Below are 14,131 nucleotides of genomic sequence, written 5' to 3'. Positions count from 1 at the left end.
CTCCTAACCGAGCTGGAAGTAGAGTGCGAAGCCCAGGGCGGCGAAGGCGGCGGAGACGATCCAGAAGCGGACGACCACCTTGTTCTCCTTCCAGCCCTTCTTCTCGAAGTGGTGGTGGATCGGCGCCATGAGGAAGACGCGCCTGCCCGTGAGCTTGAAGCTGATCACCTGGATCATGACGGAGAGGGCCTCCGCGATGAACAGGCCGCCCATGATGAGCGAGGTCACCTCGGTCTCCGTGAGCACGGCGAGCGCGGCGAAGGCGGCGCCCAGGGCGAGCGAGCCGGTGTCGCCCATGAAGATCGAGGCGGGGTAGCAGTTGTGCCAGAGGAAGCCCACGCAGGCGCCCGCGATCGACGCGGCGAAGATCGCGAGGTCGAGCTCGTCGTAGCGGAAGGCGACCATGGCCATGAACAGCATGACGACCATCGTGCAGCCGCCCGCGAGGCCGTCGAGGCCGTCAGTCAGGTTGACGGCGTTGGAGAGGCCGGCCATGAGCAGGAACACGAAGACGAGGTAGAGCCAGGGCACGGCGACGGTCGCGCCTCCGACCTCAAGGGTCGTGGTGAGCACGCCGAGGTCGAGGGCGAAGCCGCCCGGGAAGCGCACCAGCGGCGAGATCCCGCAGACGTTGACCGCGACGAGGCAGAACGTGATGGAGATGAGGATGAGGCCGGCCATCTTCTGGGACGGCGTGAGGCCGAGCGAGCGGCCGTGGGCGACGCTCTCGATGTCGTCGAGCAGGCCGAGCGAGCCGGTGATCAGCGTCGCGGCCATGGCCAGGACGAGGCCGTGCGTCCACTCGCCGAGCAGCACGCAGGTCACGACCACGCCGAGCAGGATCACGATGCCGCCCATCGTGGGCGTGCCCTGCTTGACGAGGTGGCCCTGGGGGCCGTCGGCGCGCACCTGCTGGCCCACGCCCTCGTGGCGCATGAGGCGGATGAAGAGCGGCATGACGAGCGCCGTCACGAGCGCGGCGATGCCAACGGCAAGGAACACCTGGTAGGTGGGATAGGCGGGGTTTCCGATCATCGGGCGAGCGCTCCCTTCACGAACTGGTCCAGGCGCGCGGCGCGCGACGCCTTCACGAGCACGAGGTCGCCGGGCGCGAGCACCGGGACCATGACGGACGTCGCCTCCTCGACCGTGGCGAAGCGCTCGATGGCGTCCTCGGACAGGCCCATCGTGCGCGCGGCCTCGGCCATCTCGTCGGCGAGCTCCCCGCCGACGAGGACGAGCAGGTCGACGCCCTTGGCGGTAGCGTAGGCGCCCACGTAGCCGTGGAGGCGCGGCGCGTCGTCGCCGAGCTCGCCCATCTCGCCGAGGACCGCGATGCGGCGGCCCTCGCAGGCCATCTGGGAGAGCACGTCGAGCGAGGCCGCCATCGAGGACGGGGCGGCGTTGTAGGAGTCGTCGATGAGGCGGGCGCCGGAGGGGGCCTGCGCGACGTCGAGGCGCATCTGCGTGTGCCCCATGGCCGCGATCGCCTCGAGCGCGGCGGTGCGGTCGAGGCCGAGACGCCCGACGAGCGCGACGGCGAGCATGAGGTCGTCAACCGGGGCGCGGCCGGGCATGGGCAGCCGGACGCTCCCCCGCCAGCCGTCGGGGGCGGCGAGCTCGGCCGTGGCGCGGCCCTCGCCGTCGAGGGCGCAGGAGACGAGGCGCACCTCGTCCTTCTCGCCGCGCCCCACGGTCAGGACGTCGACGCCCGCCGGACGGGCGAAGCCGTCGGCGATGAACGGCGTGTAGTCGCCCGAGGAGGTGAGGGCGAGCACGGGGCGGATCTCGCCGTGGGCGCGCATACCGGAGACGACCTCCGCCTTGGCCCGGGCGATGTTCTCGCGGCTGCCGAGAAGACCGATGTGGCTCGTGCCCACGTTGGTGATGCAGGCGAGCGTGGGGCGGCAGGCGGCCGCGAGGCGGTCGATCTCGTGCAGGTGGTTCATGCCGAGCTCGCAGACGAGCACCTCGGCGTCGTCCGGGGCGGACAGCAGCGTGAGCGGCAGGCCGATCAGGTTGTTGAAGTTGCCGCGCGTGGCGTGGCAGCGGCGCTGGGAGCCCACGGCGGCCGCGAGCATCTCCTTGGTCGTGGTCTTGCCCACCGAGCCCGTCACGCCCACGACGACCCACTCGGGGTGGGCCTCTCGCCAGGCGCCGGACAGGCGCAGCATGAACTCCTCGCCATCGTCGCCCTCGGCGCGCAGCAGCGCGCAGCCGCAGGCGGCGACCTCGGCGGCCACCGCCTCGTCCACGTCGCGCGTCGCCACGACGGCGGCGGCGCCGGCGCGGGCGGCGGGGGCGAGGTAGGCGTTCCCGTCGACCTGCTCGCCGACGAAGGCGACGAACAGGGAGCCCTCCCCCGCGGCGCGGGAGTCGATCACGACCTCCCCGCAGACGGCGCGCGAGCCCGTCCCGAGGACCGACGCCCCCGTGACCCTCGCTATGTCCTCAACGCTCATGCGAAACATCGGTTTGCTCCCATCAGGACGCGGGCTGGACGCCCATGATCGACACGGCATGCTCGGCAATCTCCTTGAACGCCCGACCGGAGGAGTCGGACGAGTGGTAGGGCGTGTGGTTGAGGCCGACGTAGAGCAAGAGCTCCGGGTCGTCGGCGTTGGCGAAGCCGCACAGCGACGAGACGAAGGAGTTCTCGAGGTAGCCGCCGTCCTCGTCGGCCTGCTCGCCCGTGCCCGTCTTGCCGGCGAAGTCGTAGCCGTCGACCTGGCAGCCGGCGCCGGTGCCCTCGGTCATGACGGCGCGCATCATGTCGATCTCCTGCGCGGCGGTCTCCTCGGAGATGATGCGCTCCCCCTCCGGCCACGAGACCTCCTCCTCGCCCTTGTAGACGAGGAAGTGCGGGGTCGTCGGCACGCCGCCGTTGGCGACCGCGCCGAAGGCGCGCACGATCTGGACCATGGGCACGGCGAGGCCCTGGCCGAAGGCCATGGAGCCCGCGGTCGAGCCGTCGTACTGCTCGCGCGGGCGGACGATGCCGGCGGACTCGCCGGGGAAGTCGATGCCGGTGGTCTCGCCGATGCCGAAGCGCGCGACCCCCTCGGCGAAGGCGTCGGCGCCCATGACGTCCTGGACGAGCAGCGCCATGGCGGTGTTGGACGAGCGGGCGAGCATCTCCTTGACGCTCATGTCCATCGTGTAGTCGCGGTCGTCCACGTCCGTGACGTAGTCGTCGCCGACCTTCACCTCGGCGGGGACGGTGTAGACGGTGTCCTCGGTGAAGAATCCTCCCTCGATGCCGATCGAGGTCGTGAGGACCTTGAAGACCGAGCCGGGCTCGTAGGAGTTCGAGACGGCCTTGAGGTTGAGGGCCGAGGCGTCCGTCAGGTCGTCGAGGTCGGCCAGGGGCGTGGAGCAGGCGGCGAGGATCTCGCCGGTCCGGGGGTTGGTGACCATGACCGAGCCGGACTCGGCCTCGAAGGTCTTGGCCGCCTCGGCGATGACGCTCTCCGCGACCTCCTGGAGGTCGACGTCGAGCGAGATCACGAGGTCCGTGCCATCCTTCGCCGGCGTGATCTGCGTGGCGCCGCCCGCGATGGGGGTCCCGTCGAGGCCAGTCTCGAAGATCATCTCGCCGTCCGTGCCGAGAAGGACGTCCTCGTAGTAGCTCTCCAGGCCCGAGAGGCCGTTGCCGTCCACACCGACGTAGCCGATGACCTGGGAGCCGATCGATCCGTAGGGGTAGGCGCGCTTCGTGTCCTCGAGGAAGTAGACGCCCGTGAGCTCGCGGGCCTCGAGCTCCTCGGAGAGCTTGTCGGCCATCTCCTGGTCGACCTGGCGCTGGATGTAGACGAAGGTCGTGTCCTGGGTGAGGAGGTCCATGTAGGAGTCCTTCTCGCCCCCGAGCACGGAGACCAGGGCCTCGGAGACGCCCGAGGGGTCCTCGACGACGCTGGGGTTGGCGTAGATGGTCTGGCAGTCGACGCTCACGGCGAGCGCGTTGCCGTTGCGGTCGTAGATGGTGCCGCGCTTGGCGTGCAGGACCGCCCGGTTGGTGCGCTGGGACTCCGCCGCGGAGGCGAGCTCGGAGGACTGGAACACCTGGAGCCAGGCGAGCTTGGCGGCGACGACGCCGAGAAGGGCGAGGAAGAAGCGGCGGGTGAACGAGAAGCCGGCGTCGGTGCCGCCTGACCCCGAGCCGCCCGGGCGGCTGGCCCTCAGGCGTGAGCGCGCGCGAGAGGCCTCGTCGTACGAGGCCTCCGGTCGGTTGCGCCTGCCGGCGCGGCTCTGTCTGTCCCTCCTGCTCACGGGACAGAAGTCTACTTCACGTTCGCGTCAGCGGGGGCGTTGTCCGCCGTCTGCGCAGCATCCCCATCTGCACCCGTCGCGCCGGCCTCCTCGTCGGCGGGCGTGAGGTCGAGCGTCACGTAGCTGTCGGCGAGGACCATGCCGTAGTTCTGGGTCGCGATACGGGAGATGCGGGCGTTGCTCGAGAGGACGGAGCGCTGCACCTTCAACTGGGCGTTGAGCGAGGAGGTCTCCTCAATCTGGGCGGTGAGGTCGGAGTTTGCGGAGAGCAGCGAGACCGTGGCGACGGAGATGCCCACGCGGGCCATGCCGAGCACGACGAGGACCGCGGCGACCGCCAGGGCCGCCTTGAGGCGGGCGAGGAAGACCGGGGACACGCCGGCGCGCGCCTGCGCGTCGAGCCCGCCGCCGGTGACGACCTCGAACGAGGGCGCCGATGCGCGCTGGGAGAGCTCGCGCTCCCGCTGCGCCGCGTCGTAGCTGTATGCCGCTGATCCCTGGTACCTCATGCCTATTCCCTGTTCCGGTCGTGCATTGTTCTTCAGATGGTGCAGGTACGCTGGCAACTTGAGGGTTACTTGATAGTAAGTCTCAAGGTGTAATAGAGCGACCTTAAGAGTTCGTTTAGAGTTCGTTCGTGCGTCGTGGTGGTGCGTTGGTGGTGCGTTTTGGGTTCGTGCTGCTGCGTTTGTGCTTCGTTTCTCTCGCTCTCATAGACGGCTCGCGCCGGCTACGACACCTTGGGTCCCTCCGCGGAGGCGTCGAGCCTGACCGCCACGCGCATGAGGGCGCTTCGCGACCTGGGGTTGGCCGCAACCTCCTCGTCTGAGGCGACGAGGGGCTTCCTCGTCCTGACGTTGACTATCGGCACGTGACCGCACACGCAGACCGGGAGGTCCGGCGGGCAGGTGCAGCCCTGGGAGAGCTCCGAGAAGACGTGCTTCACGATGCGGTCCTCGAGCGAGTGGTAGGAGATCACGCAGATCCTGCCACCCGGGTTCGCCCAGCGGACGGCCGCCCTCAGTCCCCGGTCGAGCACGTCGAGCTCATGGTTGACCTCGATGCGCAGCGCCTGGAACGTCCGACGTGCGGGGTGTCCGCCGCTCCTTCTCGCCGCGGCGGGAATCGCCGCCTTGATGACGTCCACGAGCTGGAGCGTCGTCTCGATGGGCGCCTTCGAGCGGCGCTCGACGATCCCGCGGGCGATGCGCGCCGCATGGCGCTCGTCACCGTAGACGCGGAGGATTCGGGCGAGGTCTGCTTCGTTGTAGGTGTTCACGACCTCGGCTGCGGTTTGTGTGTGGTTGCCCGAATTCATGCGCATGTCGAGCGGGGCGTCCTCGTGGTACGAGAAGCCGCGCTCCGGGATGTCAAGCTGGGGGGACGAGACGCCGAGGTCGAACAGGAAGCAGTCGACCCCGGGAACCTCCGCCTGGACGAGAAGCTCGTCCAGGTCCCCGAAGTTGCCCTTGAGGAGAAGCGTGCTCGCCTCCGGGACCTCGCGCGCGAGGCGCTCGGTCGCCGCCGCGAGCGCCATGTCGTCCTGGTCGATGCCGATCGACAGGCCGTCCGGCGCCACGCGCCTCGCCAGCTCCACGGTGTGGCCCGCACCGCCGAGGGTGCAGTCGCACACCACCTCCCCCACCTGGGGGTCGAGCTCGGCGAGGACCTCGGCGAGCATCACGGGTACGTGCCGATATTCTGCTGTCAAGACCCCCACCCCCTGCTGCTAGTCGTGGAAGAGAAGCGCGTCGAGGTCGTCCTCGAGGCTCTCCTGCGTCGCGTTCCACTTCTCGGAGTTCCAGACCTCGAAGTGGTCCCCGGCGCCCACCACCGTGACGTCGGCCGTGAGACCGAGCTTCTCGCGCGTACCGGGCTTGGCCGCGTCGAGCTTGCCGAGGGCCACGCGGCCGGCGGAGTCGATGTCGACCTCCACCGCACGGGCCCACAGGCCGGTCTTCAGGCGAACGTCGTCACGGCTGCGGGGGTCGAAGTGGTTGTCGCCGTACTCGAAGAGCCCGTCGACGTACGCCTCGAAACCCTCGGGGGTGAAGCCGTTCACGCAGCCGTTGAGGGGGACGAGGTAGATCGTCCTCTTGTCGTCCCTCGCAAGCTGCTTGCGGAAGACGGCCGGCAGGGTGACGCGCGCCTTGGCATCCACGGACATCGGATACGAGCCAGCGAGCATGTCACCCTCCCCTCAGGACGAGAACCCGGCCCCGAACGGAGCGTGCGACTACTATACGTCATTCGCCACACTTTGCGACACAGAAAAACACTTTGCTACACCTTGCGGTTGAAATCTGGGCGCGGACGGTCATCTTGGGGCGCACGGCCCCCAGATGTTGGGTCTCCGATCGGTCCGGGACACAAGCGGGACTTGAGGTTTTGTGTCGCGGGCGTGAAGGGCTCCCCCACCGCGCCCCACCGGGGCACCCGTCCCGGAATCGCCGGGGTTCCGCGATCGCGCGGCGATGTCGTCCCAGAATCGCCGACCTTCTCGCCCGGCGAGAAGGACGCGTCCCGGAATCGGCGGGGTTACCGGGGAAGGTCGCCGATTCCGGGACGGCGTGACACCGCCGCTGCGGAACGTCGCCGGTTCCTAGACGGCGCGACACCAAAGCTGCGGAAGGTCGCCGATTTCGAGACGGCCGCGACGCCGTGCGCGCTATCATGGTCCCAACCTGAAAGAGGGAGGGTTTCCATGCAGACGCGCCGTGAGTTCCTCGCCCTGTCCGCCGGGCTGCTCGCCCTGCTCCCCGGCTGCACCGCTAACGAGCCTGAGGGGGAGGTCGACCCCGTCGTCGAAGACCCTGTCGTCGAACACCCCGTCGCGCAGACGCAGCCGGTGCAGATGCGCGTCACCATCCCGGCCTCCTACCTCGCATTCACCGGGAACACGGCCGACGAGGCGGCGCAGGGCTACGACGACTACTCCGACGGTGACATCGGCACGAGCGTCCTCGAGGACGGCTCGCTCGAGCTCTACGTCACCGACCACTGGTACGGGCAGCTGCGCACCATGTGGGAGGACACACTCGAGAAGAGCCTCGATGCGCTGGAGACAAGCGACGCCGTCGTCTCCGTCGAGGTGACGGACGGTCGCGACGGTGTGACCGTCACGGCGCGCCCCTCCTTCGCCGACCATGCGGACGCCGACCTCTACCAGCTCGTCGCCGCCTGCGGCTTCCTGCAGCTCATCGATCCGGAGTCCGACTGGCAGGGTGACTGGGCCGTCGAGGTCGCCCTCGTGGACGCCGAGACGGGCGTGGAGGTCGCGCGCACCACGCTGCCTGACGAGGAGCTCTCCTACAGCCGCGAGGGGTGGGACGAGGCCGTCTCGGCGGGAGTCTAGGCCCTCAGCGACGCGAGCACGTCGGCGAGCGCGTCATCGCGCCGATCGGCCGCCTGCAGGTACGCCTGGAGCAGCGGGTGGGCCACCGAGAAGATCCCGGCGTCCGTGCACGCCGCCGCAGCCGCACGCAGGCGCTCGGAGAGCGGCCCCACGTTACCCGCGGGCAGACCCGCCCCCTCGAGCGCGCGCGTGAGGCGCTCGCCCGTGAGCTTGGCCGGGTCGAGGCGAGCCGCGGCCAGCGCCTCGTGCTCGTGCTGGGCGAGCAGCCCGAGCTCGTGGCGGGCGGGCTCGGCCTGCGCACGGCCCAGCTCGATGCAGCGTCGGTAGCAGGCGACGGAGGTCTCCACCATGCCGAGGTCGTACGTGAGGCCGGCGAGGCGGTAGAGGCAGAGGGAGAGGCCGTCGACGGTCGAGCAGCGCGCCGCGGCGCCGGACACCGCGCGCAGGGCCTCGTCGGTCCGCCCCATCTCGCGCAGGCAGTCCGCGCGGGCGAGCGCCGTCTCGACCGTGCACGGCGCGAGCTCGGCGGCACGCTCGGCATGGGCGAGCGCGCGGTCGAGGCTGCCGGGGAGCGCGAGCCAGCGCTCGAGGACCGCCGCGTACTGGTGTGCGAGGAAGTAGGCGTCCGGGACGAGCCGCACGGTGCGCCCGTCGGCGCAGTCGAGGTTGTAGGTCACGCGCTCGGGGATCGAGCGGAAGTAGCGATGGGCCGTCCGCTCGTCGTCGCGATAGGCGCCGGCTGCCTCGACGGGCGCGAGGGCGTCCTCGAGCAGGTTCGCGACCCTCGAGAGCTCCTCCTGGTCCTGCTCGTCCGCCGTGGGGACGAGGGGCCCCGCCTGGCGCACGGCGCGCTCGAGCGCCGATCCGCCGACGAAGCACTCGATGAGGTCGTCGGTGTCCTCCACGTCGAGCTCGCCGGCGACCAGGGCGCGCGTCGTGCGCTCGCAGGCCTCGACGACCGAGGCGTCCGTGGCGGACGCGCGCAGCTCGGAGAGGGCCGCCACCGCGTCCTCCGTCGTGTCGCCGAGCCCGCCGAAGTCGTCCGCAACGCGCTCCCACGCGTCAAGGCGCACCACGCTCTCCGCGATGCCGAGCTCGGAGCGCCGGTGCGCCCCGCAGGTGCGCACGACCGCCTCGGGGCAGGGCTCGTCGGAGAGCTCCACCGGGCGATAGCGCTCGGCCGGGCGCAGCTGGGCGTCGACGAACGACAGCAGCGGCGCAACGGGGGCGAGCCAGCCGTCCGCTGCGGGGCGATAGCGTAGCTCGGCGGAGGGCTCGGGCAGACCACCCTCGCGCGGGGCGGCCGCCATGCGCTCGAGCGAGGAGCGCGTGAGGTCCGCGGAGAGGACGCAGTCCACGCTCCCGTCCACGTGGCAGTTGACGACCACGCGGCGAATCGCCGGCGAGGCGACAAGCGCCGTACGGGAGAGAAGCAGCGCCAGGTCATACGCGTAGGCACGGGCGAGCGCGGCGCGCTCCGCCTCCGGCGCGAAGGAGAAGGCCGCCGGCCGGGGCACGGCCGCCCTCACCCCGAGCAGCCCCTCGGAGACGTTGAGCCTGAAGTCCGCGACCATGCGGAAGGGCACCGGCAGGTTCTCCAGGGCGTCGGCAAAGGCCGCGCGCACGGCCCACTCGCCCCGGGGGTCGGTGCCCTCGGTGACGGTGGCGAGGAAGCGGCTGCCCGGATGGCGCACGGGCTCCAGGTGGGAGACGCCGGCGAGAAGAACGCGCAGCCGCTCGTCCAGCGTGACGGGCGGCTCGGCCATCCTGGCCGCGTCCTGCCCGAAGTTGAGGGCCGCCTCGACGGCCCAGACGCGGTCCGCGTCCTCCGGCGTCGGCAACGCGCCCTCGGGCACGAGCCACCAGCGGCCGCTGCGCGCGAGCCTGCGGGCGCCGCAGCGCGGCTCGCCCGTCCAGTCCGCGAGCCCCGTGCGCCGCACGAGCTCGCACTGGTCGGCGAGCATCTGGTCGGGGGCGTCCACAATGAAGTAGCGCAGCGTCGCGAGGGCGTCGTCCGAGCGCGGGAGCACCTGGTCGAGCGGGGAGATGCCGCCGTCCGAGCGCTTTGGGGAGGGGGCGGGCTTCGGCGCCGGGGCCGGAGCGGGCGCGGGCCTCGCCGGCGCGGGCACCGGAGCGGGGGCGGGCGCCACGTCCTTCTCGGCCTCCCGCGATGCCGGGGCCGCCCGCAGGCGGTCGCGCAGCCGCAGCGCCACGACCAGGATCCCCAGCACGACGAGCGCAAGCCCCAGGAGCATCCCCCGGGCGGTGTCGCGCATCTCGTAGGTGTCGCGCCAGCCCACCCCGGTATAGGACGGGTCGCCCCCGATGGAGGCGTACTGGAAGAAGGCATACCCCAAGAAGAGAACGCCGGCGACGATCAGCACCACGCCCGCCAGCATCGGAATCGGTCGGTCACTCGAGCGGTTCATGCCGCCCTCCCCTCTCGCGCCCTGAACTCGTATGATTCTATCATCATGCTGTTATGCTTCAGCAACCCAAACTCTCGTAGGAGGCCCCTCATGCTCACCCGACGCGCCCTGCTCGCGCTCTCCGGCGCCCTTCTCGCCGCCCTCTGCGGCTGCGCCGGCGGAGCGGCCGACCCCGAACCCGCCGAGCACGAGCCCACGCCCGCGGACCAGACCGTCTCCGTGCGCTTCCCCGCGTCGTTCCTCAACCTCTGCGCCCTCTCGCAGGACGACGCCCTCGAGCAGTACGCCGACGGCGCGAGCGAGGACGCGCTGGACGCCGCCGCCGAGGGCGACGACGTCATTCTCACCTTCACGACTGGGCAGTTCGATGCGCAGGTCGAGAAGTGGGAGGAGGAGCTCGAGGACGAGACCGCGTCGCTCCTTGCGCGGGACTGCGCCGACGCCGTCGAGGTGTCCGACGACCTCCGGGCCATCACCGTCACCGCGCGCCCCTGCTTCACGGACGACAACGACGCCGCCGCCGACCTCTACATGATCATGGTTGCCTGCGGCTACCTGCAGCTCTTTGACGGGCAGGAGGACTGGGGCTTCAGGGCAGCCTTCGTCGACGCCGAGACGGGCGTGGAGATAGCGGCCGCCGACATGCCCGGCGAGGGGCTCACCATCAGCCGCGACATCTGGTCGGACGCCCTCGCGGCGGCCGGCGTCTAGCCCCGCGCGGGGCCGCACCCGGTCTCGTCCCGGAATCGGCGGGGTTCCCGGGGAAGGTCGCCAATTCCAAGACGAAGTCGGACCGCGGCTGCGGAACGTCGCCGACTCCTAGACGGCCCGGCGCCGCGGCTGCGGAACGTCGCCGATTTCGGGACGAGCGCGGCGCTACGCGCGCGGGTGCGCCGAGAGGTACACGCGCCGGATGTGGGAGCGGTCGAGGTGCGTGTAGAGCTGGGTGGTCGCCACGTTGGCGTGCCCGAGCAGCTCCTGGACCACGCGCAGGTCGGCCCCACCCTCGAGCAGGTGCGTGGCGAAGCTGTGCCGCAGCGTGTGCGGGTGCAGGCCGCGGATCCCCACGACCCGCCCGTACTTCTCGACGATCGAATGGACGGACTGGCGAGAGAGACGCCCGCCCCGGGCGTTGAGGAACACGGCGGCGCTGGGCCGTCGGCCGGACAGGGCACCGCGGCCGCGCTCCAGGTACGCCCCGAGCGCGTCGGCGGCGGCCCCCATGATCGGGACCACCCGCTCCTTTGACCCCTTGCCGAAGACGCGCAGCAGCCCCTCGTCGAGAAGGACGGAGCGCTCGTCGAGCCCCACGAGCTCGCTCGCGCGCAGGCCGCAGCCGTAGAGCACCTCGAGCACCGCATGGTCGCGCAGGCCGACGGGCGTCTGCGGGAACGGCTGGTCCAGCAGGCGCGCGGCGTCCTCGCGCGAGATGACGTCGGGGAGGCGCTCGGGCTTGGCGGGCAGCGGCAGGTCGGCCGTGGGCAGCGTGGTGGCGATCTCGTCCGCGAGCATGAAGCGGTGGAAGCCCTTGACCGCCGAGGCGGCGCGCTCGACCGACGAGGCGGCGAGGCCGCAGGAGGAGAGCTCGGCCACGTAGTCCTCGATCAGCAGCAGCGTCACGTCGTCGGGGCGGGTCACGCCGCGCTCGGCCAGCCACGCCTCGTAGCGCCTGAGGTCGCGACCGTACGCGTCGAGCGTGTTGCGCGAGCTCCCCCGCTCCACGGCGAGGTAGCTCAGGTACTCCTCCCTGGCCTGCCCGAGGTCCACGTGCGGTGCCTCCCTACTCGCCCTCGACCGGCTCGACGTCGTGGCGGTCGCGGCCCTCGTGGTGCGCGATCGCGGCGCGCACGAACTCCCGGAAGAGCGGGGCCGGGCGGTCCGGGCGGCTCTTGAACTCGGGGTGCGCCTGACTCGCCACGAACCAAGGATGCACGTCCTCGGGCAGCTCCACCATCTCGACGAGCCGCCCGTCGGGCGAGAGGCCGGAAATGCGCAGGCCGGCGGCGGCGAGACGCTCGCGGTAGGCGTTGCTGACCTCGTAGCGGTGGCGGTGGCGCTCCCAGACGAGCGGCTCGCCGTAGGCCTCGGCCGCCAGGGTGCCGGGCTCGAGCCGGCACGGGTAGGCGCCGAGGCGCATGGTGCCGCCCTTCTCGGTGACGGTCGCCTGGTCGGCCATGATGTCGATCACGGGATGCGGCGTGTCCGGGTCGAACTCCGCGGAGCTCGCGCCGGGAAGGCCGCAGACGTCGCGGGCGAACTCGCAGACGGCGACCTGCAGGCCCAGGCAGACGCCCAGGTAGGGCACGCGCTCCTCGCGGGCGCGGCGCACGGCGCAGATCTTGCCCTCGATGCCGCGCAGGCCGAACCCGCCCGGCACGAGGATGCCGTCGGAGTCGCCGAGCACGGCCTCGACGTTCTTCTCGTCCAGCGCCTCGCCGTCCACCAGGCGGATGTCCACGTGGCGCCCGAAGAGCACGCCCGAGTGGTGCAGCGCCTCGATGACGGAGAGGTAGGCGTCCGGCAGCTGCGTGTACTTGCCGACGACGCTGATGCGCGTGACGTCGGCGCGGGCGTTGGCGGCGTGCATCGCGTCCGTGAAGGCGTACCAGCCCTCCATGTGGCACGCGCGCGGCTCGAGCCCCAGGCGCTCGCAGACCTTCTCGTCGAAGCCCTGAGCGGCGAGGTGCGCCGGCACGTCGTAGATGGAGGGGCAGTCGGAGTTCTCGAAGACGTGGTCGGCGGGCACGTCGCAGAAGCTCGCGATCTTGGCGCGGATGGAGGCGTCCACCTCGTGGTCGGAGCGGCAGACGATGAAGTCGGGCTGCAGGCCGAGGGAGCGCAGCTCGCGCACGCTGTGCTGCGTGGGCTTGGTCTTGACCTCGTGGGCGGCGGCGATGTAGGGCACGAGGCTCACGTGGATGAGGACGCAGTCGTCGCGGCCCTTCTCGTTGCGGAACTGGCGGATGGCCTCCACGAAGGCCTGGCTCTCGATGTCGCCGACCGTGCCGCCGAGCTCGGTGATCACCACGTCGGCGCCGGCCTCCTCCTCGACGCGGCGGAAGCGCTCCTTGATGGCGTCGGTGACGTGCGGGATGACCTGCACGGTGCCGCCGAGGAAGTCGCCGGCGCGCTCGCGGGAGATGAGCTCCTGGTAGATGGCGCCGGAGGTGAAGTTGGAGCTGCGCGTGAGGTTCTCGTCGATGAAGCGCTCGTAGTGCCCGAGGTCGAGGTCGGACTCGTAGCCGTCCTCGGTCACGAAGACCTCGCCGTGCTGGAACGGGCTCATCGTGCCCGGGTCCACGTTGAGGTAGGGGTCGGCCTTCTGCATGGTGACGCGGTAGCCGCGCCCCTTGAGCAGCCGGCCGAGCGAGGCGGCTGTGATGCCCTTGCCCAGCGAGGAGACGACGCCGCCGGTCACGAAGATGTGCTTTGCCATGGGGACCTCCCGCAGAATCCGTAACGTTTCCACGGGTCTCCATGGTAGCGCGCGGCGAGAGGGGCGGCGCGGCCACCGTCCCGATCGGACGCACGCGCGAAACATTGCGACACGAGACCGACACAGACCTTCTCGCCCGCCGGGGACCGCGCGCCGCCCTGTGGGGTTTTGCTTGTCATACTTGTATGGTGGTGCGCCCGTCCAGGCGGCCCGATAGTGGTCGCATGGAGCGCGAGAAGAACAACTCCCCCGACCTCGACCTCGAGGGCTACTCACAGCGGCTCGGCTACCGCCTGCGCGACCTGCGGCGCGAGCGGGGCCTGAGCCAGGAGGACGTCGCGAACGGCGCAGGCATCGCGATCTACACGTACCAGAAGTACGAGAAGGGCGAGTCCAAGCCCGGAACTCCCATGAACCCCACCTACCACACGCTGCTCTCGCTCGCCTGGGTCTTCGGCCTGTCCGTGACCGAGCTCCTGGACCTGGACGGCACGGGCGCAGACCGCGGCCCCGAGGCGGACTGAGGCCGGGGCGCGCGGCCTACGGTGACGGCTTTTACGTGTCCGCGCCGCCCTTCTCGCCGCGCGGGGCGCAAAACCTGTCACCAAACCGCGGGACGCGAGGGATCGGGAGGATTTGGCG

At 70.9% G+C, this 14,131-nt stretch carries 12 protein-coding genes; 3 read left to right on the top strand and 9 right to left on the bottom strand.

Annotation, left to right across the window (positions count from 1 at the left end):
• Positions 1-3: 3 nt before the first annotated feature.
• From mraY to INF26_RS03610, 6 genes are all read right to left on the bottom strand, one after another.
• A complete protein-coding gene (gene mraY, locus INF26_RS03635; RefSeq protein WP_193529352.1) occupies positions 4-1,035 on the bottom strand; it encodes a phospho-N-acetylmuramoyl-pentapeptide-transferase in 1,032 nt (343 codons plus the stop codon).
• Positions 1,032-2,471, bottom strand: coding sequence for a UDP-N-acetylmuramoyl-tripeptide--D-alanyl-D-alanine ligase (locus tag INF26_RS03630; RefSeq protein ID WP_193529351.1), 1,440 nt, complete (start codon positions 2,469-2,471; stop codon positions 1,032-1,034). The genes mraY and INF26_RS03630 overlap by 4 nt, the downstream gene beginning before the upstream one ends.
• A 13-nt stretch (positions 2,472-2,484) precedes the next feature.
• Entirely contained in the window at positions 2,485-4,269 is a 1,785-nt protein-coding gene (locus INF26_RS03625) for a peptidoglycan D,D-transpeptidase FtsI family protein (RefSeq protein ID WP_193529350.1), read from the bottom strand.
• 11 nt (positions 4,270-4,280) lie between these two features.
• Positions 4,281-4,778: an FtsB/FtsL family cell division protein gene (locus INF26_RS03620; protein ID WP_193529349.1), complete on the bottom strand. Its 498-nt coding sequence runs from the start codon at positions 4,776-4,778 to the stop codon at positions 4,281-4,283.
• A 221-nt stretch (positions 4,779-4,999) separates the two neighbouring features.
• Positions 5,000-5,980, bottom strand: a complete 981-nt coding sequence (rsmH, locus tag INF26_RS03615) for a 16S rRNA (cytosine(1402)-N(4))-methyltransferase RsmH (protein WP_193529348.1) — start codon at positions 5,978-5,980, stop codon at positions 5,000-5,002.
• A gap of 18 nt (positions 5,981-5,998) precedes the next feature.
• Entirely contained in the window at positions 5,999-6,457 is a 459-nt protein-coding gene (locus tag INF26_RS03610) for a division/cell wall cluster transcriptional repressor MraZ (protein ID WP_193529347.1), read from the bottom strand.
• A 516-nt stretch (positions 6,458-6,973) separates the two neighbouring features.
• Between INF26_RS03610 and INF26_RS03605 the strand changes: the two genes are divergently transcribed.
• Entirely contained in the window at positions 6,974-7,624 is a 651-nt protein-coding gene (locus INF26_RS03605) for a hypothetical protein (protein ID WP_193529346.1), read from the top strand.
• Here the strand turns inward: INF26_RS03605 and INF26_RS03600 are convergent.
• Positions 7,621-10,053, bottom strand: coding sequence for a tetratricopeptide repeat protein (locus INF26_RS03600; RefSeq protein WP_193529345.1), 2,433 nt, complete (start codon positions 10,051-10,053; stop codon positions 7,621-7,623). The genes INF26_RS03605 and INF26_RS03600 overlap by 4 nt on opposite strands.
• A gap of 90 nt (positions 10,054-10,143) precedes the next feature.
• Here INF26_RS03600 and INF26_RS03595 point away from each other — a divergent pair, with 90 nt between their 5' ends.
• Positions 10,144-10,764: a hypothetical protein gene (locus tag INF26_RS03595; RefSeq protein WP_193529344.1), complete on the top strand. Its 621-nt coding sequence runs from the start codon at positions 10,144-10,146 to the stop codon at positions 10,762-10,764.
• Between the two features lie 165 nt (positions 10,765-10,929).
• On the opposite strand, the gene INF26_RS03590 is transcribed toward INF26_RS03595, so the two are convergent.
• Complete coding sequence (locus INF26_RS03590; RefSeq protein ID WP_193529343.1) at positions 10,930-11,820, bottom strand: site-specific tyrosine recombinase; 891 nt, start codon at positions 11,818-11,820, stop codon at positions 10,930-10,932.
• A 13-nt stretch (positions 11,821-11,833) separates the two neighbouring features.
• Positions 11,834-13,489, bottom strand: coding sequence for a CTP synthase (locus INF26_RS03585; RefSeq protein ID WP_193529342.1), 1,656 nt, complete (start codon positions 13,487-13,489; stop codon positions 11,834-11,836).
• A 224-nt stretch (positions 13,490-13,713) separates the two neighbouring features.
• Here INF26_RS03585 and INF26_RS03580 point away from each other — a divergent pair, with 224 nt between their 5' ends.
• Positions 13,714-14,013: a helix-turn-helix domain-containing protein gene (locus INF26_RS03580; RefSeq protein WP_193529341.1), complete on the top strand. Its 300-nt coding sequence runs from the start codon at positions 13,714-13,716 to the stop codon at positions 14,011-14,013.
• Positions 14,014-14,131 lie beyond the last annotated feature (118 nt).

Origin of the sequence: Thermophilibacter gallinarum (assembly GCF_014982725.1) — a bacterium.
GTDB lineage: Bacteria > Actinomycetota > Coriobacteriia > Coriobacteriales > Atopobiaceae > Thermophilibacter > Thermophilibacter gallinarum.
Note: the sequence above shows the minus strand (reverse complement) of the source record. Positions and strands in the feature narration are given on the sequence as shown.